The organism is Sulfuritortus calidifontis (genome assembly GCF_003967275.1).
Classification (GTDB): Bacteria; Pseudomonadota; Gammaproteobacteria; order Burkholderiales; family Thiobacillaceae; genus Sulfuritortus; species Sulfuritortus calidifontis.
In genome coordinates this window covers 985377-1010280 of record NZ_AP018721.1, presented here as the reverse complement: position 1 = coordinate 1010280, position 24904 = coordinate 985377, and the positions used below count along the sequence as shown (strand labels likewise).

At 62.8% G+C, this 24904-nt stretch carries 25 protein-coding genes and 1 tRNA gene; 1 reads left to right on the top strand and 25 read right to left on the bottom strand.

The genetic code is table 11. The features are described 5' to 3' along the window. Nucleotides 1–57: 57 nt before the first annotated feature. From EL388_RS05330 to rnr, 19 genes are all read right to left on the bottom strand, one after another. Nucleotides 58–1050, bottom strand: a complete 993-nt coding sequence (locus EL388_RS05330; RefSeq protein ID WP_126460703.1) for a hypothetical protein — start codon at nt 1048–1050, stop codon at nt 58–60. A gap of 42 nt (nt 1051–1092) precedes the next feature. Continuing rightward, on the bottom strand, nt 1093–2148 hold the full coding sequence (gene pseI, locus EL388_RS05325; protein WP_126460700.1) for a pseudaminic acid synthase: 1056 nt from the start codon (nt 2146–2148) through the stop codon (nt 1093–1095). After that, on the bottom strand, nt 2145–3569 hold the full coding sequence (gene pseG, locus EL388_RS05320; protein WP_232019189.1) for a UDP-2,4-diacetamido-2,4,6-trideoxy-beta-L-altropyranose hydrolase: 1425 nt from the start codon (nt 3567–3569) through the stop codon (nt 2145–2147). Before pseG ends, pseI begins: the two co-directional genes overlap by 4 nt. Before the next feature lie 44 nt (nt 3570–3613). Further along, complete coding sequence (locus EL388_RS05315; protein ID WP_165919195.1) at nt 3614–4294, bottom strand: acylneuraminate cytidylyltransferase family protein; 681 nt, start codon at nt 4292–4294, stop codon at nt 3614–3616. Between the two features lie 10 nt (nt 4295–4304). Beyond that, nucleotides 4305–5603, bottom strand: a complete 1299-nt coding sequence (locus EL388_RS05310; RefSeq protein WP_126460691.1) for an N-acetyl sugar amidotransferase — start codon at nt 5601–5603, stop codon at nt 4305–4307. A gap of 8 nt (nt 5604–5611) precedes the next feature. Further along, nucleotides 5612–6406, bottom strand: coding sequence for an imidazole glycerol phosphate synthase subunit HisF (hisF, locus tag EL388_RS05305; RefSeq protein ID WP_126460688.1), 795 nt, complete (start codon nt 6404–6406; stop codon nt 5612–5614). Between the two features lie 7 nt (nt 6407–6413). Further along, nucleotides 6414–7031, bottom strand: a complete 618-nt coding sequence (gene hisH / locus EL388_RS05300) for an imidazole glycerol phosphate synthase subunit HisH (RefSeq protein WP_126460685.1) — start codon at nt 7029–7031, stop codon at nt 6414–6416. Between the two features lie 2 nt (nt 7032–7033). After that, nucleotides 7034–8116 carry an N-acetylneuraminate synthase family protein gene (locus EL388_RS05295; RefSeq protein ID WP_126464012.1) on the bottom strand — a complete coding sequence of 361 codons (1083 nt, stop codon included), beginning with the start codon at nt 8114–8116 and terminating at the stop codon, nt 7034–7036. Further along, nucleotides 8116–9279 (bottom strand): UDP-4-amino-4,6-dideoxy-N-acetyl-beta-L-altrosamine transaminase, encoded by a 1164-nt coding sequence (gene pseC, locus EL388_RS05290; protein ID WP_126460682.1) that lies wholly within the window; start codon nt 9277–9279, stop codon nt 8116–8118. Before pseC ends, EL388_RS05295 begins: the two co-directional genes overlap by 1 nt. Next, nucleotides 9276–10277 (bottom strand): UDP-N-acetylglucosamine 4,6-dehydratase (inverting), encoded by a 1002-nt coding sequence (pseB, locus tag EL388_RS05285; RefSeq protein WP_126460679.1) that lies wholly within the window; start codon nt 10275–10277, stop codon nt 9276–9278. The genes pseC and pseB overlap by 4 nt, the downstream gene beginning before the upstream one ends. Then, a complete protein-coding gene (gene flaF, locus EL388_RS05280) occupies nt 10274–10672 on the bottom strand; it encodes a flagellar biosynthesis regulator FlaF (RefSeq protein WP_126460676.1) in 399 nt (132 codons plus the stop codon). The genes pseB and flaF overlap by 4 nt, the downstream gene beginning before the upstream one ends. Next, nucleotides 10653–11051, bottom strand: coding sequence for a flagellar biosynthesis repressor FlbT (locus EL388_RS05275; protein WP_126460673.1), 399 nt, complete (start codon nt 11049–11051; stop codon nt 10653–10655). Before EL388_RS05275 ends, flaF begins: the two co-directional genes overlap by 20 nt. Nucleotides 11052–11141: 90 nt before the next feature. Continuing rightward, entirely contained in the window at nt 11142–12125 is a 984-nt protein-coding gene (locus EL388_RS05270) for a flagellin (RefSeq protein WP_126460670.1), read from the bottom strand. Nucleotides 12126–12569: 444 nt separating this feature from the next. Beyond that, entirely contained in the window at nt 12570–13058 is a 489-nt protein-coding gene (locus EL388_RS05265) for a hypothetical protein (protein WP_126460667.1), read from the bottom strand. A gap of 77 nt (nt 13059–13135) precedes the next feature. Continuing rightward, complete coding sequence (locus EL388_RS05260; RefSeq protein WP_126460664.1) at nt 13136–14113, bottom strand: flagellin; 978 nt, start codon at nt 14111–14113, stop codon at nt 13136–13138. A 173-nt stretch (nt 14114–14286) separates the two neighbouring features. After that, nucleotides 14287–15072, bottom strand: coding sequence for an S-methyl-5'-thioinosine phosphorylase (locus EL388_RS05255; RefSeq protein WP_126460661.1), 786 nt, complete (start codon nt 15070–15072; stop codon nt 14287–14289). Next, nucleotides 15072–15620 (bottom strand): hypoxanthine-guanine phosphoribosyltransferase, encoded by a 549-nt coding sequence (locus EL388_RS05250; protein WP_126464011.1) that lies wholly within the window; start codon nt 15618–15620, stop codon nt 15072–15074. Before EL388_RS05250 ends, EL388_RS05255 begins: the two co-directional genes overlap by 1 nt. A 5-nt stretch (nt 15621–15625) precedes the next feature. Next, nucleotides 15626–16360 carry a 23S rRNA (guanosine(2251)-2'-O)-methyltransferase RlmB gene (gene rlmB, locus EL388_RS05245; RefSeq protein WP_126460658.1) on the bottom strand — a complete coding sequence of 245 codons (735 nt, stop codon included), beginning with the start codon at nt 16358–16360 and terminating at the stop codon, nt 15626–15628. Next, entirely contained in the window at nt 16357–18741 is a 2385-nt protein-coding gene (rnr, locus tag EL388_RS05240) for a ribonuclease R (RefSeq protein WP_126460655.1), read from the bottom strand. Before rnr ends, rlmB begins: the two co-directional genes overlap by 4 nt. A gap of 35 nt (nt 18742–18776) precedes the next feature. Between rnr and EL388_RS05235 the strand changes: the two genes are divergently transcribed. After that, nucleotides 18777–18863, top strand: a tRNA-Leu gene (locus EL388_RS05235). A 133-nt stretch (nt 18864–18996) separates the two neighbouring features. Here the strand turns inward: EL388_RS05235 and EL388_RS05230 are convergent. The 6 genes from EL388_RS05230 to hflX are packed head-to-tail and all read right to left on the bottom strand — an operon-like array spanning nt 18997 to nt 24900. Then, nucleotides 18997–20286 carry an adenylosuccinate synthase gene (locus EL388_RS05230; protein WP_126460652.1) on the bottom strand — a complete coding sequence of 430 codons (1290 nt, stop codon included), beginning with the start codon at nt 20284–20286 and terminating at the stop codon, nt 18997–18999. 27 nt (nt 20287–20313) lie between these two features. After that, nucleotides 20314–21465 carry an ATP phosphoribosyltransferase regulatory subunit gene (locus EL388_RS05225; protein ID WP_126460649.1) on the bottom strand — a complete coding sequence of 384 codons (1152 nt, stop codon included), beginning with the start codon at nt 21463–21465 and terminating at the stop codon, nt 20314–20316. After that, nucleotides 21462–21683: a DUF2065 domain-containing protein gene (locus tag EL388_RS05220; protein ID WP_420856653.1), complete on the bottom strand. Its 222-nt coding sequence runs from the start codon at nt 21681–21683 to the stop codon at nt 21462–21464. The genes EL388_RS05225 and EL388_RS05220 overlap by 4 nt, the downstream gene beginning before the upstream one ends. Before the next feature lie 4 nt (nt 21684–21687). Next, a complete protein-coding gene (hflC, locus tag EL388_RS05215) occupies nt 21688–22560 on the bottom strand; it encodes a protease modulator HflC (protein ID WP_126460646.1) in 873 nt (290 codons plus the stop codon). Beyond that, on the bottom strand, nt 22557–23771 hold the full coding sequence (gene hflK, locus EL388_RS05210) for an FtsH protease activity modulator HflK (protein WP_126460643.1): 1215 nt from the start codon (nt 23769–23771) through the stop codon (nt 22557–22559). The genes hflC and hflK overlap by 4 nt, the downstream gene beginning before the upstream one ends. Then, the gene (gene hflX, locus EL388_RS05205) at nt 23758–24900 is read right to left on the bottom strand and encodes a GTPase HflX (RefSeq protein ID WP_126460640.1); all 1143 of its coding nucleotides are present in this window, start codon (nt 24898–24900) and stop codon (nt 23758–23760) included. Before hflX ends, hflK begins: the two co-directional genes overlap by 14 nt. Nucleotides 24901–24904: the final 4 nt, after the last annotated feature.

Sequence of the window (24904 nt, the reverse complement as noted above, 5' to 3'; positions counted from 1 at the left end):
GGCCCCAAAATTCTTCGGCCACAGCAGGCAGATAAGCGCGTTATTCATCGATGTCTTTCACGATTGCCGGCTCAGGCAGGCACTCAGCAACTTGTTGATGGCGTTGTAGTCGGTCATGGATCCGAGATCGATCTCCCGGTAGATGAAATTTTGATGGACCGGCTCCTGCTGATGCCACGCCTGCGCCAGGGTAGTCACCCACATATCCAAAATTTCTCGATGAGCCCAATCGGCCAGTATCCGGCCTTGCCCGTCCGGCAGGAACGAAGCGACATCGACGCTGGGCGCATTCGCCCAAAGCGCTGTAAATAAATGGTGAAAAACCACCCGGTTGCGCGCATGCTGAAGATGGTCCTGCAGTTTCTTTTGCCAGGACTTGGGCTCCGCCAGGTAAGGGGAAATCACCTGAAAATCGATATTGCCGGCGATGGCCTCGTTCATCGCGGCCTGCCGTTCAAGCCAGATCCGGTTTGCTGCCGGATCGGCCCGCTTTTCCAGTACCGCGACGATGTGCGGCGAGAGCGACACAGGCATGCGGGCGAAGAACTCTCGCTCCAGAAACCGGCAGAATGCGGCCAGTTTTTCGTCGGAATGAGCCCACGACAAGGCGCGCTTCCACCAATACTGGCCCGATAACGGCCGACCATCGGCTGGATGGACGAATAGCCCGGCATCGAGCGCACAAAGCGGCACCACCTCCAGAATCCGCAAACCAAGCTCGTCGGCCGCCGCCACAATATCCGAAGCTGAAGGCTTCAGCTGATGCTGCTGGCTGTCCGGCATGGCGACATATCGCTCGAGATGGTCACGCGCGCGGCCGCTGAACAATATCCGGCCGCCCGGGCGCACTTTCACTGTCCACCCCCTGAGTGCCTCGCGCCAGTCCTGACCTTCGAATACGGCATCGATTGCCAGGACGCTGTCAAAGACATCGGCCGCATCGGCACCGGCCTGGGCCGTCAGGTCGAGAATTTTCGGCCCCTGAACCCAGGCCTCGCATACCGAGGTCATCATCTCGGCACACCGGGTCATCGTTTGAGATTTTTCCACCTCTTCCCCTATCGCCTTATTCTTTAGGCCGCCGCACGTGGGCTAGGCCAGGACATCCCACGTGAGCGGGGTGCCCCGCTTGAGATCGCAATTCACTTTTTTGCCCAGCACGATATCCAGATATTTCGGTGCCAGGCCCAGACCGGGCCGGACAGCCCGCAGGTTGGCACGCGTCAGCGTCTCGCCGGCCCGCATGTCTTCGGCGATGTAGAGCGAGCGCCGGAATACCAGCGATTTGCGCTCAGCCTGGCTCGGTCCGTAACGCACCTCGCCCAGCGCCTGCCAGGCCCGCTCGCTCTCCACGACAAGGGCCCGCATCTCCTCCGGCTCAAGGGAAAAAGCCGAATCGACCCCGCCATCGGCCCGACGCAGGGTGAAGTGTTTCTCGATCACCGTGGCCCCCATCGCCACCGCGGCGACGGCGGCGCCAACGCCCATGGTGTGATCGGACAGGCCCACTTCGCAAGCGAACAACTCGCGCATGTGCGGAATGGTGCGGATATGGCTGTTTTCCGGGGTGGCCGGATACGTGCTGGTGCATTTGAGCAGGATCAGGTCGCGACAGCCGGCTTCGCGCGCGGCACGCACCGTCTCGTCCAGTTCGGCGATGCTGGCCATGCCGGTGGAAATGATCAGCGGCTTGCCCGTGGCCGCCGCCTTGCGAATCAGCGGCAAATCGGTGTTTTCGAAAGAGGCGATCTTGTAGCAGGGGACCTGCAAATCCTCCAGAAAATCGACGGCGGTTTCGTCGAATGGCGTGCTGAAGGCCAGCATACCCAATTCGCGCGCCTTGTCGAAGATGGGCTTATGCCAGTCCCAAGGCGTATACGCCTCCTGATAGAGCTGATGCAGCGACTTACCGGCCCACAGACTGTCGGCATCGGCAATGCGGAATTCGCCCTCGGCCAAATCCAGGGTCATGGTGTCCGCGGTATAGGTCTGGATCTTCAGGGCATGAGCTCCAGACCTGGCCGCTGCCTCGACGATGGCCAAGGCCCGGTCCAGGGATTGGTTGTGGTTGCCTGACATCTCGGCGATGACGAAAGGGGAATGCCCGGTCCCAACCGCTCGTTCGCCAATGTGTAGCGTCTGCTTCACCGCGTCATATCCTTTGTATAGATGCCATAGGCCTGCTTATAGCCTAGCCGCCCGAATACAGCCTTGGAGGCCGCATTCTCAGCCCGGATCGAGGCCTTGAACCGGACGATTTCCGGATGCTCCTGCGCCAGCCATCGCTCACCAGCGCGCAAAATGGCCTCGCCATGCCCCAAACCCATGCACTCGGGCCGTAGATAGACCGAAACCTCGGCCTCATCGCCAGCCAAATCGTACCGCAATACACCAATCGGCTGACCCCCGGCAGCCTCGCCGACCAGCAAAATACGGTCCACCTGTCTCAAAGTCGCCTGAAACCATTGCTCGTGCTGGGCATAGGGAATCGGCGAAGGGTCAAGAGCGTAGCGCCGAACCTCGGGATGGTTCCGCCACTCGTGCAGCATTTGGCAATCCGCCCTGACAGCCCGTCGCAAGTGAAGCTCCCCAGCCAGCAGGACTGCCGCCACCCGCTGTGCCCCTCGGCCATCGCACAACTGGCTGCCACGTTGGGCGAGCGCTTGGCGCCATGCCGGGTTGTGCAGCAAGGCATATAGGTGGTGGGCAATCCCCTCCGGCGTCGCCAGCGAGTCCGGCGACGGGCTGGCCAGCGCCCCCTCGGCCGCCAGCACCGCTAGGCCAGGTCGCTGATTGTCGGCCACGGCCCAAACCAAACTGGGCAGGCCGACAGCCAGGCGCTCCCAGGTTGCAGTCCCGCCGGCCCCGACTGCAAGGTCGGCAGCTGCCATCAATTCGGCCATATTGTCGACCTGTCGGTGCAGATGCACGTTGCCCCCGATATGCTGGCACTGCTCCAGCAATGCGGGGTAGTGGGGGTTCGCCCCCCCCACCACGACATCCACCTGCATCCCTGAGAGATCAAGCAATCCCAGAGCCGTCAGCAGACGGCCGGTTTCATTGCCGGCATCGCCGCCTCCGAAGAAGACCAGGAGGCGCCTTACCGGGCTTGCGGTCTCAGTGCTGGCTCGCCTGAGTCTAGCGAATTCCGACCGCAACAAGGCATAGCGCGGCCCCAGCAGCAAACGGCAGCCCGCCTCCGTCAGCTTGGCATATCGAGCTTCGGCTGACGGATGCAGGTTCTGGTCCAGAAGGATGTCGCAGTCGTGCGCCCGATCTGCCAGATCGTCGATCGCCAGGATATGCCTGGCCCGACCGCGCATGGCCTGTTCCCAGACCCGGCCAAGCGAGTAATGGTCAACCACCAGCCAGTCCACGGCTTCGGTCAGAAGTGCCAGGCAGGTCTCGGCATCTTCCAATTCGGAATCAAGCCCGATCCCAGGCAAGCGATGGCAGTCGTAGTCCTGTTGCTCAATCGAATCGATAAGGTTGCCGGGCAGGGAACGGCAAAGAAAAACCACCTGGGCGCCACGGGAGCGAAGCTCGCCAGCCAAGGCCAGGCAGCGCATGATGTGGCCGCTTCCCAAGCTGATGGAAGCGTCGGCCCGGATGGCTAGCCGCACACCCGTTCCTCGATCCGGCGCCGCGCGCACTCGATATCCTGAATGGTGTCGATATCGGCGGCTTCGTCCGCCGGGACGACAAAGCCCTTGAGCCGGCTGCCATAGAAGCTGCGCTCGCGCTGGAGGGCCTCGGCGCGCGCCCAGTAGAACGTGCCGTTGCTTACCACCAGGTGCGGCTGGAACTGGGATTGCACCCCTCGCCATTCCGGCCACATATAGGAAAGAAAGCCCTGCTCGTCGGCCTTGAGGGCCTGAACCGGCGGGTGCTCATACTCCGACACCCCCATTACAAAATCCGCGGCCGGTGCCTCATCGAGCAAGGCGCGGGAAGCTACCAGGGTTTGCGGCCGAAGCAGACAGGCAGTGGCATATATGCAGCAAAGCAGCTCGATGTCGGGCTGTATCTCCAGGGCATGCAGGCAAACCTGGACAACGGTGGACCGATCCTGTGCGATATCAAAGGGGCGCTCGATCACTTCTGCGCCATACCGGCGGGCGACCTCGGCGATCTCGGCGTCTTCGGTGCTGACGCAGATACGGTCGAACATGCCGCTTTCCTGCGCGGCGTGGATGGGCCAGGCCAACATGGGCAGCCCCGCCATCGGCAAAATATTCTTACGGGGGAGCCGCTTGGAGCCGCCGCGCGCCGGGATCAGGGCAACGGTGCTCATCCTGCCTCGCTTACAAGACCTGGCAGCGCAGCGGAAACTCGTCGGCCGCCGGGAAGCCGCGCTTGAGCGGCGGATTGAGCGGGTTGAAATAGAGGGCCTGGTTCGCTGGCGAAAAGGTGCGATCGACATTCTGCTTGACCCTGGCCGCCTCCTCCGCCGCGCCGATTGGGTGGCGATAGACGGCATCCTTCATGCGCCAGTCGCCGTTGACCTTTTCCCAGATCGCCGGGTCGCGCATCGGCTCGATGATGCGATAGAACTCGTCGACGCTGATGCCCATCAACTCGCAATAAAAAGCCAGGGTGCGCGGCTCGCGGGCATCATAGTGGCGCACCTGCTCGATGCCCTCCTCCCGCGTCATCCGGCCATGGCGGATTTCCATGCTGGCATCGTCGGTCGCCCGGCCATAGCCGAATTTCAGGAATTTCAGATAGTCATGCACATCGTTGGCATGATCCTCGACCTTGGCATACAGATTGAAAGTCCGGTCGCGCTCGTAACTGACCGGCGAAAAATCCCATTGCCGCATGACCGTTTCCACCTGGAACTTGGCGTCCCATTTGAAGAAATTGCTCATGTAGATGCCACGCACGCCGACCCGCTCGATTTCCTCGTCGGTCGGAAAGACATAGGGGGCGATGTCGCTGGCGGTAATACCGCCCTTGCCGATCAGCTCGTGCGCCTCGATGCCGCGCATGTCGTGCTCCTTGCGCGTCCACTTGGTGAATTCGACGAAATCCTCCAGGGTGACGATGCCGGTGAGCTCGGCGAAACCGTGCTCGCCCCAGACGATGAGTGGGATGTTCTTTTCCACGGCGACCCGGAACGGCAGGGTGCGAATGCCGGCGTGATAGTGCCAGGTCAGGTCACCCACCGTCTTCAGCATATGCAGCGACAGACGCCGCACCGAATCGAGACCGGCCGTCTGGCGGATGTGCTCGCAGCCCGACTTCTCGACCAGATTGGCCAGATTGCGATCGCCGATCGGCGAATTGAAGGCATGATTGAAGGTAACCAGCAACGGGGTCATGCCATAGCGCTCTTTGAGCAGCCAGACCTGGTAGTGGGAATCCTTGCCGCCGCTTACCGGCACGATGCAGTCGTATGGGTTGCCCCGCTCCTTGGCCAGTCGCTTGGCCTCTTCGCAGATGCGCGCGAACATGCGCTCGCGCTCATCCCAGTCGATATTGGCCAGCCTGCTCTCGCGGCTGGCGTGGTAGTTGCACCCGCTGCAGACACCGTCCTCCTCGTCGAAAATAATGGTTGGCTTGGCGTTGGCGGGATAAAGACAGCGGCTGCAGTATTCCATGATGTTCCTCAGTCGGCATTTTCCTGAAACGTCTTTAGGGTGCCGCTTCGGCGGACATTGACCCCGTGTTCCAGCAAATAGGTCTTGGCCTTTTTCGTGCTGTGTTCAGTGTAATGGAAGATATTCGCCGCAGCCACGGCATCCGCCCCGGCCTGAATCCCCTCCAGCAGATGTTGCCAGGTGAACACACCGCCGAAGGCGATCACCGGCACGCCGACCGCCCCGCAAACTGCCTTCAGGCTGGCCAAATCGTACCCCTGACGGGCACCGTCCTGATCGACGGAATTGAAGAAGATTTCCCCGGCCCCCAGGGACTCGGCCCGTCGCGCCCATTCCGCCGGCGGCTGGCCGGTGTCGCGGCGGCCACGATCGACGAATACTGTCGCCTTGCCCGCGGCGTCATGCTTGACATCGAGCGAGGCGACGATGCACTGCGCACCGTATTTCTCGGACAGTCGGCTGACCAGGGCCGGGTCGTCGGCCAGGGCGGTGTTGAGCACCAGCTTGTCCGCCCCGCTGCGCAACAAGCGGCTGGCATAGTCGTCGTCGCCGATCCAGCCTCCCGCCGCTAGCGGCACGAAGCAGTAGCGCGAGGCACTTTCCACCACCTGGAGAAAACCATCCCGGCTCTCCGGCTTGCGCGATACGTTGAGCAACACCAATTCGTCGATATCCCAGGCATTGAAGGCCTCGACTGCGTGAATGGCGTCGTAGTGGATGACGTTGGTGTGCTTGAACTGAACGCTTTGCACCACCTGGCCCTGGCGCACGATGATGACAGCAATGAGACGGTGCTTGAGCATGACCGGCTCAGTCCATGTTGTGAATGAAATTGGACAACAGCGTCAGGCCCACGTGGTGGCTTTTTTCAGGATGGAACTGCATGGCGCAAAGATTATCCCGCCCCAGCATGCTGGCATAGCGCACGCCATGCTGGGTCATGCCCAGCACGTCCGCCGCCTGATCGGGTCGGGCATAGTAGCTGTGCAGAAAATAGACGTCGAAACGGTCCTCCATGCCCTCGAACAGGGGATGCACCCGCTGCACCTCGACAGTATTCCAACCGATCTGCGGCACCCTGAGCCCGGGCTCTGCGGGAAAACGGACCACATCGATATCAAACCACCCCAGGCCGGCATTCACCCCGCCCTCTTCCGAAGATCGACACATCAGTTGCATGCCAAGACAAATACCCAACAACGGCCGCCCCGAGCCAGCGTATTCGATCAGGGCATCGGCCAAACCGGTGGCACGCAGTGTTTCGATGGCCTGGGCGAAGGCACCGACGCCGGGCAGGATCAGGTGATCGAATTCGGCAAGCGACTCGGGGCCGGCGACCAGGACGGGATGCCCCCCCACCTTCTCCACCGCATTGGCCACCGACTTCAAGTTGCCCATGCCGTAGTCGACAATGCCGGTATGGCTCATGCTCAGACGTTCCCCTCACCCGATTCGACAAGGTGGCCCGCTTCCAGGCGCATGCCGGCCGGCAGGTCGACGCGGAAACGGTATTCGAGCATGGCCTCATACTGGTCAGGGGCCAGACCGAAGCCGGGCCGGAGAAACTGGACCCGGGCATCGGCGAGGCGCTGGCCGGCCTTGACCGGCTCGACCAGATAAACGCTGCGACGCACCCGGATGCGATTGCGCTTCTCGGTATCGGACAGGATGCGCCGCGTCTGGCCAAGCGCGGTCTCCACGCTGCGAATGGTTTCGACGAATCGGCGCATCTCATCCGGTTCAAGCGACATGATGTGCTCGACGCTGCGGATGGTACGGTCCTCGGTGATGGTTTTCTCGACCAGATTGGCGCCCAAGGCCACGGCCGCCACATCCATCTCCCAACCGGGTGTGTGGTCGGAAAAGGCGACAGGACAAGCGAACAGCTGCTTCAGGCTTGGCAGCATACGCAGGTTGATGCTCTCCAGACGCGCCGGATAACCGGTCGGGCAATTGTGGATCATGACCTGATCGTTGCCCTCGGAACGAATCAAATCCACCGCCGCCTCGATTTCGCCGAAGCTGGCGCTGCCGGTATCGAGCTGCAGGCTGATGCCTGTGCGAGCGGCAAGGCGCAGGAACGGGGTATGGTTGATGTCGGCCGAGGCGATTTTTAACGAGTGGCAATTCAGCTGTCGGGCCAGGGCAAGGCCGACCTCATCGCCTATGGTTGCAATGAAGCCGATCCCGAGCTTGCCGCAGTGCGCGCGCAGCTCGGCCCACTCGGCATCGGTCATCGCCCGGCGGATGAAAATATCGCGCAAAGGCTCGGTCACCATCTCGGTCTTGCCCGTGAGCTTGTCGAGCAGCACCTCGTAGGAATAGCTCAGATCCTTGTCGGCAATCAGGCGATCAGGATCGAAGATCTGGAACTTGATGCCATCGGCGCCGGCCTCCGCTGCCAGGGTCGCCAGACGCTTGGCCGACTCCAGGCCTTGGTGGGTAGGGCCTGCCTCGAAGGTGATATAGCAGGGCGCGCCGTCGCCGACGTTGCGGTTGCCAATGCGATACATCACGAATTCTCCTGTTTTAAGCTTGCCGCCAGCACGGCCGCGACACGGTCCTGATCGGCCTCGCTCAGGCCCGGAAAAAGCGGCAGGCTGATCGCCGCCGCATAGTGCCGCTCGGCTTCGGGGAAGTCGCCTGGCTTGAAGCCACGCTTGCGGTAATACGGCTGCAGATGCACCGGGATGTAATGGACATTGACGCCGATGTTCGCCGCCCGCATGGCATCGAACAGGCGCCGGCGCGCACCATCGGGTGCATGCACGACATACAAGTGCCAGGCCGAGGTCATCGGTGGCCTCAGCGCAGGCCGACCAACCGGCAAATCGGCCAACAGGCGGTCGTAACGGGCCGCAAGCAGATTGCGCCGGGCGACGAATTCATCCAGTCGCTGCAACTGACTCATGCCCAGTGCCGCTTGAATATCGGTCATCCGGTAATTGAAGCCCAGTTCCACCTGCTGGTAATACCAGGCCCCTTCGCTGGGGCCCTCCATCTCGGCCGCCTCGCGGGTGATGCCGTGGCTGCGCAGGCGGCGCATTGCGGCGGCGAGCTCGGGCGAGTTGGTCAGCGCCATGCCGCCCTCGGCGGTGGTGATGATCTTGACCGGATGGAAACTGAACACCGTGATGTCGGCGTACTTGCCGCAACCCACCCGCTCATCGCCATAGCGGGCGCCAATGGCGTGGGAGGCATCCTCGATGATGCGAAAGCCGTATCGCTCGGCCAGACCGCTGATGGCCGGCATGTCGCAAGGCTGGCCGGCGAAATGCACCGGCACCAGGATATCCGGCAATGCTCCCTGCCGTTCCGCTCGCTGCAGCTTCTCGGCCAGGGCAGCCACGCTCATGTTGCCCGTATCGAATTCGATATCGACGAAATCGACCTTAGCCCCACAGTACAGGGCGCAATTGGCGCTGGCGACGAAGGTATTGGGCGAGGTCCACAAGCGCTTGCCCGGCCCAAGGCCCAGGGCCAGACAGGCAATGTGCAAGGCGGAGGTCGCGCTGTTGACCGCAACGCCGTGGTCGGCACCGCAGTAGTCGGCGATGGCCCGCTCGAAGCGCTCGATGGCCGGCCCCTGGGTGAGCCAGTCGGATTGCAATGTTTCCACCACCGCCGCGACGTCCGCCGCGTTGATGTCCTGGCGGCCGTAGGGGATGAAGTTCATGCAGCGGCGACGAAGCTGCGCAATTCCTCGACGCTGAGGAAATGTGAGTTGGTGCCGGAGTTATATTCGAAACCCTGCGGTACCGACTGGCCCTGCTCATTCAGGCCGTTGACCATGTAGTCGGTCTCGACCACGAAACGAATTGCCGGCCGGATGACGAAGTGGTCGGCAAACTCAACGGTCAGGTGCGAATCGTCTTCCGGACACATCACCTCGTGCAGCTTCTCGCCCGGGCGGATGCCGATGATCTTTTGCGGCAGCCCCGGCGCCATGGCGGTGGCCAGATCGGTGATTTTGGACGAGGGGATCTTGGGCACGAAGATCTCGCCACCGCGCATGCGGGCGAAGTTTTTGATGACGAAATCAACGCCCTGCTCCAGGGTAATCCAGAACCGAGTCATGCGCGGATCGGTAATCGGCAGCTCCTTGGCGCCATCCTGGATCAGCTTTCGGAAATAGGGCACCACCGAGCCGCGCGAGCCTACCACATTGCCATAGCGCACCACGGAAAAGCGCGTCGGCCGGCTGCCCGCCATGTTGTTGGCGGCGACGAACAGCTTGTCCGACACCAGCTTGGTCGCGCCATAGAGGTTGATCGGACTGGCCGCCTTGTCGGTCGACAGCGCGATCACCCGCTTGACTCCCATCTCCATGGCCGCATGAATGACGTTCTCGGCACCGTCGATATTGGTCCGGATACACTCGGTCGGGTTGTATTCGGCAGTAGGCACCTGCTTCAGCGCCGCGGCATGGACGACATAGTCGATGCCGCGCATGGCCTGGAGCAGCCGCTCTCGATCACGGACATCACCGATGAAAAAACGCATGCGCGGATCGGTAAAATCCTGCTGCATCTCGAACTGCTTGAGTTCATCGCGGGAATAGACCACCACGCGCCGGGGCTTATGCTTCTCGAGCAAGGTCTGGATAAAGCTCTTGCCGAAGGAACCGGTGCCGCCGGTCACCAGAATCGAGGCATCATCGAATAGCTTGGTCATTTTTGGCCCGACTGGGTCGGCTCCGTATTGCCGACCAGACCGGCGGCAATGTTGTGGTTGATTCGGATCAGCATATCCAACTTTTCGGGCGAGGGATCGGCCATGACCTTGTAGGTGCGGGTGTCGACGAAGTTGGCCAAGGCCAGAATGTTCTGCTTGACCTCCATCGGCAGCGGATTGCTCTCTTCCATGATCTCGGCCTGGAACAGGGTCCAAAGCTGCTGGTTGAAGCGCAGGGCGAAATCCAGGCGCGCAGTCAGGTCAGGGGCATGCCAGTTCTGCTGCACCTCGGCCAGAATGGTGGCCGCCTTGTTCAGGACCGATGCCTCCAACTCACGACCCGATAAGGACTCCTTTTGTACGTCCCTATAGGAATCAAGAGGATTCTTTGCCATGCTCGGTCAGCCCTTTTTCATAAGCAATCAGCTGGTTCGCCAGTCGTAGAGCAGGATAATACTTCTGTTGCAGGACCATCTGCGCGATTTCGTTCAGCAATTCTGCCGTGTTCGGGTCCGCCGCCGCGATCTCCCGCGCCAGAACGGCAAAACGTTCCTGATACCCGGCAGCGTTCTCGCCGTCCATGTACATCAGTTGCACCAGGAAATAAGCGAGCTTGCAGGGCGTATCGGCCTTTGCCTCGGTGAGAATGTCCTTCTCGCGCAGGATGGCCGCGTCGTTGAGGACCGTAAAGCTGGCCCGGGTGCTGCCATTCTCAATCACGGCGCCCGCCAGGAATATCTTCTCGTGTGGCTTCAAAATGATCTTAAGCGGCACGGTTCAATCCTACCCAAGAGGTCCAGGAAGAACTGACGGAACGAAACCCATCAGACCCTAGGTGGCGGGCCTGACGGCCCGCCGCTGCCCTTAGCCGAACAGCCTCAGGATGGACTGGGCCGACTGGGAAGCCAGGCTCAGGGAGGTGACGCCCAGGGACTGGCGCGTCTGCAAGAGCAGCATGTTCGCGCCTTCCTCGTTGGTATCGGCCACCGTCAGCTTGGTCGCACCCTCGGTCAGGGTATTGACCGTATCGGTAATGTAGACCTGGCGCGTGGTCAGAATGCTCAGATTGGCCGCCAATGTGGTCGATTCCTTCTGCAACTTGGCCAGAGCGATGTTCAGCGAACTCTCCATTCGCTCGAAACGAATATCGCCTGCGGTACCTGTCATGGTCGCCGAACTGAAGTTGACGGACTGCGAGCTAATTCCGCCCGCACTGTTGACATAGGCGACATCGAATCCACCCGTATAGATTACGGTTGCAATCTGCCCAGCAGTTCTACCGCTGATTACGCCGTTCGCCGTACCCAAGCCGTTTCCGCTTGTTATCAGCCCCAGACCGCTCAGCGTACCGGCGAAGCCACTGAACTTCAGGAATGTGGTGGCGTTCTCGTTGAAGTTGATTTTCATCGCCACGCCACTCGACATCAGGCTGATGCCGTTATAGGTCGAATCGAGCCGCAGATTGTCGATCTGCTTGTAGATATTGGCCATGCCACTGGCGATACCACGCATCAGCGCTGCGGAGCCGACTTGGGTCCGCGCCGTACGGGCTGTCGCGATCTGTGCCCGCAGGTTTTCGATCAGGGTCGTGATGCTCTTGACGGTATTGTCCGTCTGTTTGATCGTCTGGATGGCCTGACCGATGTTGTCCTTGAGGCCATTCAGAAGATCCGCGCGCTGGTTATTCGCCCGGGCGATAAAGTAGTTGGCTGGGTTATCCAGTGCGGTATTCACTCGATTTCCCGTCGACAAGCGCTGCTGGGTCCGCCCCATCAACTCCGTGGTTTGCTGCAAGCTCACCAAATTCGACCGCATTGCTGTGGTCAGGGCAATATCACCGACACCCATCTTGGACTCCTTTCACAAGATCCAGCCATACCAGTTCTTGGCCTAACGCGCCCCTCCGGGACACGACCCATTGATTGCGACCAGGTAAAAGCAAGCTGTGTGCCAGATACTTTTTTGCCCATAACGGGGGGACGTGCCAGCCCCTCGCCCGAACAAGCCGCCCGGACAGGGGAAATTACCCTTTTTGGCCGAGCGGCCTATGAATTCGGGAAATTACCGACTTCCGATTGGCCGGCGTTGCCGGGCATGGCGGCACCGAGCGGCACCGACACCCCCAGCGGGCCAAATTTGATTTGAACAGGGAAAAGGAAAGGCAAATTCTGATGGCTTGCCGGCAATTTTTGCCGGTAGGCCTGATGATGCAGACACACACCGCAATCGGTGGCAATAAACAGCCTATCGACCCAGGCTACCCATGTGTCCGGGCCGATAGAAGACTTAAGGTCAAGCCGCCCTCAGGGCCTGCTCAACCGAACGCACCGCCGCCACGACCTCCTGGTCGCTGGCCTTGACCGGATCCAGAACGGGCACTTGAGCCGCGGCCTTGGCCGATTGTTCCACACTCTGGCCAAGGGGAGCAGTCAGCGCCTCGATCTCTTTCCTCAGGCCGCTGAAAAGCTGCAAGTACGCCACACGGCGACGGTCTTCGACCGAATAGGGCGGATATTGCTTCACGATCTCGGTCAGGGCCTCTTTCATCTGGCTCAGGCGCTGGCCGATCGCGGTCTTCACATCGCGGGCGGATGCCTCGCCCTGCAGACGATCACGCGCCTCCTGGCTGATGTTTACCTGGCTGGAGCCGACAGGCTGCGACCCGTTGGCCGCTTCTGGCACAACATGCCCCTGGCGCGGCGAGTTGGACTGCCCGGCAGGCGCCGAACTGATATAAGAGGTGTAACTGCTATCTAGGGCATTCACTTGGGAGTTAGCCATGGCCTACTCCTAGGCAAAACCGGGTGAAACCCATTGCTGGATTTCACCCGTCACGCATCAAACTACCTATGCGTTGTTTAGAACAACCTCAGAATCGACTGCGCCGACTGAGAGGCCAAGCTCAAGGAGGTGACACCCAGAGACTGGCGGGTCTGCAAGAGCAGCATGTTCGCGCCTTCCTCGTTGGTATCAGCCGCAGTCAGCTTGTTGGCACCCTCGACCAGAGTATTGACCGTATCCGTGATGAAGGTCTCACGGGCGGTCAAGATGCTCAGGTTGGCGGCCAGCGTAGACGATTCCTTCTGCAGCCGGCTCAAAGCCAGGTTCAGCGAACTCTCCAGACGCTCCAGGCGGGTATCGCCCGCAGTACCGGTGAAGGTGGCAGAGCTGAAGTTGATCGTGGCAGTCTTGGTCGTACCGTCGACGTCCACATAGCCAACCTTGAACTCGGTGTAAAGCGCAGTGGCGATCTCACCGGCAGTTGCACCACTGACAACCTGGTTGCCAGTGCCCATGGAGGCGCCGCTGGTGATGAGGCCCAGGCCGCTCAGAGTACCGGCAAAGCCAGAGAACTTCAGGCTGGTGGTGGCATTTTCGTTGAAGTTGATCTTCATCGCCACGCCGCTGGACAGCAGGGAGACACCGTTGTAGCCAGCATCACGACGCAGGTTGTCGATCTGCTTGTACAGCTGAGCCATACCGGAAGCGACACCGCGCATCAATGCGGCGGAGCCGGTCTGGGTACGCGCCGTCCGGGCACTGTTGATCTGGGCCCGAAGGTTTTCGATCAGGGTAGTGATACCCTTCACAGTGTTGTCCGCCGACTTGATGGTCTGAATGGCCTGACCGATGTTGTCCTTCAAGCCGTTCAACAGATCAGCACGCTGATTGTTGGCCCGGGCAGTAAAGTAGCTGCCCGGGTTGTCCAGAGCGCTGTTCACCTTCTTGAAGGTCGACAGACGCTCCTGGGTACGCGCCATAAAGGTTGAGGTTTGTTGCAGACTTGCGAGGTTAGACCGCATTGCAGCGGTCAGAGAAATATCACCTACGCCCATGACAAGCTCCTTTTCTAAGGTGGATCAGGGGATTCTTCCCCTATGGGATAAAAGGACTGAAACAGCACCCCTCCCAATACCGGAAGAGACGCCGTCAGCTCATTTATCGGAGCCGCCCAGGAAAACTTTAGACCAGGCGCAGAAAATATTTTATCTTTATAAACAAATAGTTATTAAACGGAACAAACCCCGTCCGGTACCGGCGGCACGGTCTCGCCGTAGCTCATACAGGCCAAGCCCTTGAGCACGTTGCGCACCCGGCCCATGACGGCCGCCAAGTTGGCCTCGATCGTCTCGGGCGAGATGCCGCCGGCGCTGTCGCCGCGGCCGGCCGCCCAGTTGGCGGACACCCCGATGGCGGCATAGCAAAGGCCGATCTCTCGGGCCAGGGCGGCCTCGGGCATGCCGGTCATGCCGACCATGTGGGCGCCGTCGCGCTCCAGGCGATCGATCTCGGCCTTGGTCTCCAGACGCGGGCCCTGTACCGCGGCATAGGTACCGCCGTCGATGAAGTCCTCGTTCAATCGCTTGAGAACGGAAATGCAGCGCGCGCGCATGTCCGGGCAATAGGGCCAGGTGAAGTCGATATGGGTGACCGGCTGCTCGCCCGGCACCGAGAAGGTGGTCTCCCGGCCGTGGGTGTAGTCAATGATCTGGTCCGGCACCACCAGCCGGCCAGGGCGCAGATCGGGGTGGATACCGCCCACCGTCGCCACCGAGGCGACATGGGTGACCCCCTGGCAATGCAGGGCCCAGAGGTTGGCCCGGTAATTCACCAGATGGGGCGGGATGGTGTGGCCATAGCCGTGACGGGCGAGGAAGATCACCTTGTGGCCGTCAAGGTCGCCGAAGGTCAGCGCACCCGAGGGCTCGCCATAAGGCGTGCGAATGACCTGGCGGTGGGTGATATTCATGCCCGACAGCTTGGTCAGGCCGGTGCCACCGATGATTGCGAGCATTAGTCCTTCTCCTTCATGGCGTAGATCGCGGGCAGGTTGCGCCACATGCCGTGGACGTCCATGCCCATGCCAAAGACAAAACGATTGGGCAGGCGCAGGCCGACATAGTCCGGCGCCACCGGCTTGTCGTGATCCAGCAGCTTTTCGGTCAGGACGGCGATCTCGACCCGCGCCGCGCCCATTTCCAGGAGCTTGGCCTTGGTCGCGGCCAGGGTATGGCCCTCGTCCAGGATGTCATCCAGCACCAGCACAACCCGACCGGCGACCGGGGTGCGCGGCAGCACCGCCCATTCGATCTCACCGCCGCACAGGCCGCCGCGATAGCGGGTGGCATGCAGGTAGTCGAATTCCAGGGGAAAACCCAGGCGCGGCAGCAGTTCGCCGGCGAAAACCACGCCGCCGCCCATGATGCACAGCACCAGCGGGCACTCGTCGGCCAGGGCAGCGGTGATCTGGCCGGCCAGGCGATCGAGGGTCAGCTCGATCTCGGTCCGGCCGTGCAGCAGCTCGGCGCCGTTGATCAGGGACCAGGCCTCGCGCGTATCCATGGTCATCAGGTCCTCTGGCGTCGCGCCTCGTACAGACAGACGCCGGCCGAGACCGAGACGTTGAGGCTTTCGACCTGGCCGAACATGGGGATGCGGGCCAGGACATCGCAGTTCTCTCGGGTGAGCCGGCGCAGGCCCTCGCCCTCCGCCCCCAGCACCAGGGCCACAGCGCCCTTGAAATCGACCTCGTTCATGGTCGCCGCGCCTTCGGCATCGGCGCCGACCACCAGGATATCCCGCGCTTTCAGCTCACGCAGGGTACGAGCCAGGTTGGTCACGGTGATGTAGGGCACGCTCTCGGCCGCCCCGCTCGCCGCCTTGACCGCCGTGGCGTTGAGGCCGGCGGCGCGGTCCTTGGGCGCCAGCACGGCGTGGGCGCCGAAGGCATCGGCCGAGCGCAGGCAGGCACCCAGGTTGTGGGGATCGGTGACGCCGTCGAGCACCAGCAGCAGGGCCGGCTCGGTCAACGCCTCCAGCACGTCGTCCAGATGGCTGGCCAGCCGCACCGGATCGACCTGGGCCACCACCCCCTGGGAGCGGCCGCCCTTGGCCATCTCGTCGATCCGCGCGGCCTCGACCGCAACCAGCTTGACCTGGCGCTCCTCGGCTGCCTTGATCAGGTCGCGCGCCCGCTTGTCGCGCCGACTCTGGTCGAGGTAGATGACGTGGATGCCCTCGGGGTGATGGCGCAGACGGGCGAGGATGGCATGAAAACCGTATATCTGGGTACGCCCGCTCATTTTGCCTTACCCGATTTCTTGCCGGCCGCCGACGGCTTCGCGGCCGCGGGCTTTTTGGCGGCCGAGGATTTTTTATCGGCTGGCGCCTTGGCCTTTGCTGCCGGCTTGGCGGCCTTCTTCGGCTTTGCTTTGGCCGGCGCGGACTCGGCGGCCTCCGGCTTGGCCTCTGTGGCCCTGGCCGCGCGCGTCTCCTGCACCAGGGTGAAATCGATCTTGGCCGAGTCGAGGTCGACCCGGATCACCCGGATGCGCACGGCATCGCCCAGGCGGTAGCGCTTGCTGGTGCGCTCGCCCAGCATCTGGTGGCGGGCCTGGTCGAAGTGGAAGTAGTCTTGCCCGAGGTCGGAGACGTGGACCAGACCCTCGACGAAGACGTCGTTCAGAGCGACGAAGATGCCGAAGCCGGTAACGCCGGAGATCACGCCGTCGTATTCCTCGCCGATGCGGTCCTGCATGTAGTAGCACTTGAGCCAGTTCACCACGTCGCGGCTGGCCTCGTCGGCCCGGCGTTCGGTGGTCGAGCAGTGCAGGCCGATGGCCTCCCAATTGCCCGGCTGGTAGTGCTCGTTGTTGAGGCAGGCCTTGATCGCCCGGTGCACCAAAAGATCGGGGTAGCGGCGAATGGGCGAGGTGAAATGGGTATAGGACTCGTAGGCCAGGCCGAAGTGGCCGACATTGTCCGGGCTGTACATGGCCTGCTTGAGCGAACGCAGCATCACCGTCTGCAACAACTGCTCGTCGGGTCGGCCCTTGATCCGGTTGAGCAGCTCGGCGTAATCCTTGGCGTGCGGTTCGTCGCCGCCGCCCAGGGAGAACCCGAACTCGGCCAGGAATTCGCGCAAGGCCTTGAGCTTCTCCGGCGTCGGTCCTTCGTGCACGCGGTAGAGCGCCGGGTGCTTGCGGCTTTGCAGGAAGTCGGAGGCACAGACGTTGGCCGCCAGCATGCACTCCTCGATCACCCGGTGCGCGTCGTTGCGCGTGGTCGGCACGATATTGGCGATCTTACCTTGCGCGTCGAACACCATCTTGGTCTCGACCGTCTCGAAGTCAATGGCGCCGCGCACCCAGCGCGCCTTGAGCAGGGTCTTGAACAGCTTGTACAGATCCTGCAGGTGCGGCAGCAGCCAGGCCTGTTCCTTGCTCGGCGCGGCCTCGCCCGAGAGCCAGCTCCAGACCAGGTTGTAGGTGAGCCGGGCCTTGGAGTGCATCACCGCCGGGTAGAACCGATACTGCTTGATGTTGCCGGCCGTGCTGATCTCCATCTCGCACATCATGCACAGACGGTCGACCTGGGGATTGAGCGAGCACAGGCCGTTGGACAACTCCTCCGGCAGCATCGGGATCACCCGGCGCGGGAAATAGACCGAGGTGCCGCGCTCGTAGGCATCGCGGTCGAGCGGCTCGCCCGGCCGCACGTAATGCGAAACGTCGGCGATGGCGACATAGAGCTTGTAGCCACCGCGGCCGAGCGCTTCGCAATAGACCGCATCGTCGAAGTCGCGCGCGTCCTCGCCGTCGATGGTGACCAACGGCAGATGGCGCACGTCCTCGCGCCCGGCCCCGAGATCGGTCTGCGACACCCCCTTGGGCAGTTTGCGCGCCTGGGCCAGGGTTGCCTTGGAAAACTCGAACGGCAGCTCGTGCTTGCGCAAGGCGATCTCGATCTCCATGCCGGGATCGGCATAGTTGCCCAACACCTCGATGATGCGGCCCATGGGCGGGCTGTGCTTGGTCGGCTGCTCGACCACCTCCACCGTGACCACCTGGCCCTGTTTGGCCTGCATCTCCTCGCCGGCGATGACCACGATGTCCTGGTTGATCTTGGGGTTCTCCGCCCGCACCCACTGATGGCCGTGTTCCCGGTAGAAGCGGCCCACTACGTGGACATTGGCCCGCTGCAGCACCTCGACGATCTTGCCTTCCTTGCGCCCGCGCCGGTCGGTGCCGGATTCGCGCACCATCACCCGGTCGCCGTGCAGCACCTGGTGCATCTCGCGCTCGGAGATGAACATGTCGCCGGAACGATCGTCCGGCACGAAGAAGCCGTAGCCGTCGGGGTGGCCCTCGACCCGGCCGGCCTTGAGCTCGATCTTGTCCGGCAGGCAGATCAGGCCCCTGCGGTTGATCACCAGCTGGGCATCGCGCTGCATGGCGCCAAGACGGTTGCGGAAGGGGTCGTATTCCTCCGGCTCCAGCCCCAGGCGGAAGGCCAGATCTTCCATCGGCACCGGCTCGCCCGCCTCCTCCACCAGTTGCAGGATGAATTCGCGGCTGGGCAGCGGCTGGCCGTATTTCTCCTGCTCCCGCTTGAGGAAGGGATCCTGCCAGCGCAGACCCTTGCCTGCGCCGCGATGAGATTTTGCAGTTTTTTTCGTTGACAAAGATTCAGTCCAATCGTTAGAATTCGCGCCTCTTTGCCCAGATGGCGGAATTGGTAGACGCACTAGGTTCAGGTCCTAGCGCCGGCAACGGTGTGGAGGTTCGAGTCCTCTTCTGGGCACCAAATAGTAGTAAAGAGAAAAGCCGGCGCAAGCCGGCTTTTTCTTTTTCCGCACCCCATCCCCCGCAAATTGCGACAACACCCCCTCTGCGCCCGGCTTGCCGGGCATGCGAAGAGGGTTGTTGCGGCAGGCTGCTCACTCGAATGGATGGCGCTTGACGATGGTCTCCTCCCGGTCGGGACCGGTGGAGATGATGTCGATGGGCACGCCGCACAGCTCTTCCATGCGGTTGAGATAGGCCTGGGCCTTGGCCGGCAGATCCTTGAAGTGCTTCACGCCCACGGTGCTGTCGCTCCAGCCGGCCCAGTCCTCGTAGACCGGCTGACAATCGGCCAGGGTCTCGGCGCCGACCGGCAGGATGTCGCAGAGCTCGCCGTCGATCTTGTAGCCGGTGCAGATGCGCACCGTTTCCATGCCGTCGAGCACGTCGAGCTTGGTCACGCACAGACCGGAGACGCCGTTGATCTGGATCGCGCGCTTGAGCGCGGCGGCGTCGAACCAGCCGCAACGGCGCGGCCGGCCGGTGGTGGCACCGAATTCGTGGCCCTTCTCCGCCAGCCAGCGGCCGTTGTCGTCGAATAGCTCGGTCGGGAACGGGCCTGAGCCGACCCGGGTGGTGTAGGCCTTGGTAATGCCCAGAATGTAGTGCATGCCGCCCGGGCCCATGCCGGTGCCGGTGGCGGCGCCGCCGGCGGTGCAGTTGCTCGAGGTGACGAAGGGATAGGTGCCGTGGTCGATGTCGAGCAGGGTGCCCTGGGCGCCCTCGAACAGCAGGTTCTCGCCCCGCTTGTTCGCCTCGTACAGCTGGCGTGGCACATCGCCGATCATCGGCTTGATCTTCTCGGCCAGGGCCATGGTGTCGTCCAGGGTCTTCTGGAAGCTCACCGGCTCCCACTGGAAGTAATGCTTGAGCACGTAGTTGTGGTAGTCCAGCACCTCGCCCAGCTTGGCCGCAAAGCGCTCGCGGTGGAACAGGTCCTGCATGCGGATGGCGCGGCGGGCCACCTTGTCCTCATAGGCCGGGCCGATGCCGCGGCCGGTGGTGCCGATCTTGCCGGCGCCCTTGGCCGCCTCGCGGGCATGGTCGAGGGCAACGTGGTGGGGCAGGATCAGCGGGCAGGCCTCGGAGATGATCAGGCGCGATTTGACGTCGATGCCGTTGGCCTCGAGCATCTCCACCTCTTCGATCAGTGCCTCGGGCGAGCAGACCACGCCGTTGCCGATGTAGCAGCGCACGTTGTCGCGCAGGATGCCGGAGGGAATCAGGTGCAGCACCGTCTTCTTGCCGCCGATGACCAGGGTATGGCCGGCATTGTGGCCGCCCTGGAAACGCACCACGCCCTGGGCGCGGTCGGTCAGCCAGTCGACGATCTTGCCCTTGCCTTCGTCGCCCCACTGGGTGCCGATGACCACTACGTTCTTCATGTCGCTATCCGCTTTTCAATAAGGTTGTTACAAGGGAATGACTTGCCAGGTGCCGCCTTGCAGCGCCAATTGCCGATCGCAACCGGCCTCGGCCCGATGCGCCGCCTGGCCCGGCAACTCGATCACCACCCGCTCGCCGACGGCGCGCAGTTTGGCAACGGCCGATTGTAGACCGGGATCCTGGCCATAGGGCGCCAGAATGCCGGGCCGCAGGACCGGCTCGGGCAGACTGTCGATAACCTGGCGTAAATCGAGGCTGAAGCCCGTGGCCGGCCGGCTGCGGCCGAAGATGGCGCCGGCGCCGTCATAGCGGCCGCCCTGGCCGATGGCGCCGGCCTGGCCGCCGACATAGGCGGCAAAGACCACGCCGTTGTGATAACCGTAACCGCGCAGATCCGCCAGATCGACCGAGAGGGCGATGCCGTCTGCGGTCGACAACAGGGCCGCCAGATCGTCCAGCGCCGCGGCAACGCCAGGCAGCGCCGGCAGGTCGCGCCGGGCAGCGGCGAGCATGTCGACCCCGCCGTACAGCTCGGGCAGACGGCGGAAGGCGGCGGCCAGCTTCGACTCCAGATTGGCAGTCAAGGCCGCGATCTGCGGGGCATCCTTGTGCTGCAAGGCGGCAAACAGTTCGGCCTCCAAATCGCCGGCAACGCCGGCGGCCTGGGCCAGGGCGCGGAACAGGCCGACATGGCCGAGGCTGACCCGGGCGCTATCCAGGCCGGCAGCCTTGAGTGCGGCAGTCAGCAGCTGCAGGCTCTCGCGGTCGGCCTCGATGCCGGCATGGCCGAACAGCTCGGCGCCGACCTGGAACGGCTCGCGCGAATTGAGCATGGCCGAGGGCCGGGTATGCAGCACCGTGCCGGCATAGCAGAGTCGGGTCACACCCTGGCGGTTGAGCAGATGGGCGTCGATCCGGGCGGCCTGCGGGGTGATGTCGGCCCGCACGCCGAGCAACCTGCCGGACAGGCTGTCGAGCACCTTGAAGGTCTTAAGATCGAGGTCCTGCGCCGCGCCGGTCAGCAGGGAGTCAAGGTATTCGATCAGCGGCGGCTGCACCAGCTCGTAGCCATGGCTGGCGAACAGATCGAGCAAGCGGCGGCGCAAGGTTTCCAGCGCCAGGGCATAGGGCGGCAGGACGTCTTCGACGTATTCGGGCAGCAACCAGGCGTTTTTCATCGGAACAGCAACAGGAGCAAAAGACCGGCCAGCATGGAGATCAGGCCCATGAAGCGGATCTGGCCGTCGTTGAGTTGAGTCATGCGGGTGAAGGCCTCGCGCCAGGTCCTGGGTGATAGGAATGGCAACAGGCCTTCGATCAGCAGCATCAGCGCAAGTGCCGGCAAGAGCATGTCTTCCAGGTTCACGGCGCCACGCACCTGCCCGACAGCGGCCATGGCATTACTTGCCGCTGCCGCGGGGCGACTTCATATAGCGGAAGAAGTCGGAGTTCGGCTGCAGGATCATCAAATCCTGCTTGCCCTTGAAGCTGGCCTTGTAGGATTCCATGCTGCGATAGAAGGCATAGAACTCCGGGTTCTTGCCATAGGCCGCGCCGTAGATCGCCGCCGCCCTGGCGTCGCCCTCGCCCTTGGTTTGCTGGGCGTCGCGGTAGGCCTCGGCGATGATCACCTCGCGCTGCTTGTCGGCATCGGCCCGGATCTTCTCGGCCTCGGCCGCACCGGTCGAACGCAGCTCGTTGGCCACCCGCTTGCGCTCGGCCTCCATCCGGCGATAGACCGATTCGCTCACCTCGCTCGGCAGATCGACCCGCTTGATCCGGACATCCATGACCTGGACGCCGAAGCGGCGGGCATCCTGGTCGGCCGATTTGCGCAGGACCTCCATGATGTCGTCACGTTCGCCGGAGACCACGTCGTGCACGGTGCGTTTGCCGAACTCGGCGCGCATGCCATCGTTTACGGTCTGGGCCAAACGGTTGACACCGCGACGCTCGTCACCGGCAAAGCTGACGTAGAACTTGTTGACATCCTGGATGCGCCATTTGACGAAGTAGTCGACCAGGACGTTCTTCTTCTCCGAGGTGATGAAGCGCTCCGGATCGACCGCGTCCAGGGTCAGGATGCGGGTGTCGAAATAGCGGACGTTCTGCACCAGCGGGACCTTGAGGTAGAGCCCAGGATCCTTCTTGATGCCGACGATCTCGCCCAGCTGGAAGACCATGGCCGCCTGACGCTGGTCCACGGTATAGATGGACAGCGACAGCAACAAGATGGCGCCGATGACGGCAACGAAGAGATTGGCGGGTTTCATGGCCGCTCCTCCCGTTCGCGGCTGCGGAAGGCATCCCGCGAACGGAACAGGTTTTCCTGCGGCGCCGCTGCCGGTGCCGCAGTTGGCGCTGCCGGGGCAGCCGCCATGGGATCAGGCAAGGCCGGCGCTCCGGGCGTGGCCAGCTGCATCAGCTTATCCAGCGGCAGATAGAGCAGATTGCCGCCGCTCTTATCGTCGACCACGACCTTGGTCGTGCTCGACAGTATCTGCTGCATGGCGTCCTGGTATAGGCGCTCGCGGGTGACTTGCGGCGCCTTGCTGTATTCGACCAGGATCTGGCTGAAGCGGGCGGCATCGCCCTGCGCGTTGGCAACGACCCGCTGCTTGTAGCCCGCGGCCTCCTCGATCAGGCGGGCGGCGACGCCGCGAGCCTTGGGGATCACGTCGTTGGCGTAGGCCTGGCCTTCGTTCTTCAGGCGCTCGCGGTCCTGGCCGGCCTTGACCGCATCGTCGAAGGCGGCCTGGACCTGCTCGGGCGGCTGGGCATTCTGCATGTTGAGCTTGCTCACGTTGATGCCGGTCCGGTAGCGGTCGAGGATTTCCTGCATCAGTTTGGTCGCCCGCACGGCGATCTCGGCGCGTCCTTCGTAGAGCACGAAGTCCATCTTGCTCTTGCCGACGATCTCGCGCATGGCCGTCTCCGCCGCCTGCATGACGGCCTCGTCCGGGTTGCGGTTCATGAACAGGTAGTCTTCCGGATCCTTCAGGGTGTACTGCACGGAGAATTGCAGGTCGATGATGTTCTCGTCGTCGGTCAGCATCAGCGACTCACCCTGGACCTTGGATTTGACGTTGTTGCGATAGCCGACTTCGACCGTGCGCACCTGGTCGACGTTGACCTCCTCGACCGTCTCGATCGGATAGGGCAGATGCCAGCGCGGGCCGGGCATGGTGGTTTCGACGTATTTACCGAAGCGCAGCACCACGCCGCGCTCGCCGGCATCGACGATATAGAAGCCGCTGGCCAGCCAGATGGCGACGACGATGCCGACGATCAGGCCGACACCGGGCAATTGAAAACTGGGCATACCCTGGCCGAAGCCGCCACCACCGGAACCGCCCCGGCGTTTGAACAGACCGTTCAGTCGCCGGTTGAAGTTGCGCCAGAGCTCGTCCAGATCAGGCGGGCCGCCGTCACCCCGGCCTCGGGGGTTATTGTCTTTCCCCCATTGGGGATCATTCCATGCCATCGGTCACGGGTTCCGTTTGAATCTCGGTTTTGGGTTGTTTCGCCCGGGCAAACGCCTCAAGCGCCTGCTTGAGCAAGTCGACGCCTTCGCCTGTCCTGGCGCTCAGACGAACCGCAGCAATCTTACCATACTCATCCCGCACCAAATCGGGCGCGGCACCGGTCAAATCACACTTGTTGTAGACCAGGATCTGGGGCACATCCTGGGCACCGATCTCGGCCAAAACCTTGTTCACCTCCTCGATCTGCCGGTCACGGTTGGGGCTGGCCGAATCGATCACGTGCAGCAGCAGATCGGCCTTGGCGGTCTCCTCCAGTGTGGCGTGGAAGGCCGCCACCAGGCCATGCGGCAACTGGGTGATGAAGCCGACCGTGTCCGACAGCACGACCGAACCGACCTCGGGCAGCCACAACTTGCGCGAGGTGGTGTCCAGGGTGGCGAACAACTGGTCGGCGGCATAGGTCCCGGCCCGGGTAAGGCGATTGAACAAGGTGGATTTGCCTGCGTTGGTATAGCCCACCAGAGAGACCGAAAGCACCCCGCCCCGGTTCCGGGCACGGCGCTGAATGGCCCGGCTCTGCTCGAGCTTTTTCAACTTGGCCTCGATGGTGCGGATGCGGTTGGCCAGCATGCGCCGGTCCAGTTCGATCTGTTTCTCGCCCGGGCCGCCGCGCACGCCGATGCCGCCACGCTGGCGCTCCAGGTGGGTCCAGCCGCGAACCAGGCGGGTGGCATAGTGCTTGAGCTGGGCCAGTTCCACCTGCAGCTTGCCCTCGCCGGAGCGGGCGCGCTGGGCGAAGATGTCCAGGATCAGGGCGGTGCGGTCGAGCACCCGGCACTGCAGGGCGCGCTCCAGGTTGCGCTCCTGGATCGGGGAGAGTTCGTGATTGAAGATGACCAGGCCGGCACCGTGTTCTTGCACGGCCGCGGCCACTTCCTCGACCTTGCCGGAACCGGCGAACAAGGCGGCATCGGGCTTGCTGCGCCGACCTTCGACGACCGCAGCCACCTTGAACCCGGCGCTCCGGGTCAGCAGAACCAGTTCGTTGAGGCTGTCTTGGTAATCGGGACTACCGAAATCGAGGCTGACCAGGACGACCGTCCCGCCCGCCTCCGGGCGTTCGAACATCGAG

What these genes read in the sequence shown, in the direction of transcription:
- pseG (WP_232019189.1), bottom strand. Translation starts at nt 3,569, where the DNA reads ATGCGCTGCCTGGCCTTGGCTGGCGAGCTTCGCTCCCGTGGCGCCCAG.
- EL388_RS05315 (WP_165919195.1), bottom strand. Translation starts at nt 4,294, where the DNA reads ATGAGCACCGTTGCCCTGATCCCGGCGCGCGGCGGCTCCAAGCGGCTC.
- EL388_RS05310 (WP_126460691.1), bottom strand. Translation starts at nt 5,603, where the DNA reads ATGGAATACTGCAGCCGCTGTCTTTATCCCGCCAACGCCAAGCCAACC.
- hisF (WP_126460688.1), bottom strand. Translation starts at nt 6,406, where the DNA reads ATGCTCAAGCACCGTCTCATTGCTGTCATCATCGTGCGCCAGGGCCAG.
- hisH (WP_126460685.1), bottom strand. Translation starts at nt 7,031, where the DNA reads ATGAGCCATACCGGCATTGTCGACTACGGCATGGGCAACTTGAAGTCG.
- EL388_RS05295 (WP_126464012.1), bottom strand. Translation starts at nt 8,116, where the DNA reads ATGTATCGCATTGGCAACCGCAACGTCGGCGACGGCGCGCCCTGCTAT.
- pseC (WP_126460682.1), bottom strand. Translation starts at nt 9,279, where the DNA reads ATGAACTTCATCCCCTACGGCCGCCAGGACATCAACGCGGCGGACGTC.
- pseB (WP_126460679.1), bottom strand. Translation starts at nt 10,277, where the DNA reads ATGACCAAGCTATTCGATGATGCCTCGATTCTGGTGACCGGCGGCACC.
- flaF (WP_126460676.1), bottom strand. Translation starts at nt 10,672, where the DNA reads ATGGCAAAGAATCCTCTTGATTCCTATAGGGACGTACAAAAGGAGTCC.
- EL388_RS05270 (WP_126460670.1), bottom strand. Translation starts at nt 12,125, where the DNA reads ATGGGTGTCGGTGATATTGCCCTGACCACAGCAATGCGGTCGAATTTG.
- EL388_RS05265 (WP_126460667.1), bottom strand. Translation starts at nt 13,058, where the DNA reads ATGGCTAACTCCCAAGTGAATGCCCTAGATAGCAGTTACACCTCTTAT.
- EL388_RS05260 (WP_126460664.1), bottom strand. Translation starts at nt 14,113, where the DNA reads ATGGGCGTAGGTGATATTTCTCTGACCGCTGCAATGCGGTCTAACCTC.
- EL388_RS05255 (WP_126460661.1), bottom strand. Translation starts at nt 15,072, where the DNA reads ATGCTCGCAATCATCGGTGGCACCGGCCTGACCAAGCTGTCGGGCATG.
- EL388_RS05250 (WP_126464011.1), bottom strand. Translation starts at nt 15,620, where the DNA reads ATGGATACGCGCGAGGCCTGGTCCCTGATCAACGGCGCCGAGCTGCTG.
- rlmB (WP_126460658.1), bottom strand. Translation starts at nt 16,360, where the DNA reads ATGAGCGGGCGTACCCAGATATACGGTTTTCATGCCATCCTCGCCCGT.
- EL388_RS05230 (WP_126460652.1), bottom strand. Translation starts at nt 20,286, where the DNA reads ATGAAGAACGTAGTGGTCATCGGCACCCAGTGGGGCGACGAAGGCAAG.
- EL388_RS05225 (WP_126460649.1), bottom strand. Translation starts at nt 21,465, where the DNA reads ATGAAAAACGCCTGGTTGCTGCCCGAATACGTCGAAGACGTCCTGCCG.
- EL388_RS05220 (WP_420856653.1), bottom strand. Translation starts at nt 21,683, where the DNA reads ATGGCCGCTGTCGGGCAGGTGCGTGGCGCCGTGAACCTGGAAGACATG.
- hflC (WP_126460646.1), bottom strand. Translation starts at nt 22,560, where the DNA reads ATGAAACCCGCCAATCTCTTCGTTGCCGTCATCGGCGCCATCTTGTTG.
- hflK (WP_126460643.1), bottom strand. Translation starts at nt 23,771, where the DNA reads ATGGCATGGAATGATCCCCAATGGGGGAAAGACAATAACCCCCGAGGC.
- hflX (WP_126460640.1), bottom strand. Translation starts at nt 24,900, where the DNA reads ATGTTCGAACGCCCGGAGGCGGGCGGGACGGTCGTCCTGGTCAGCCTC.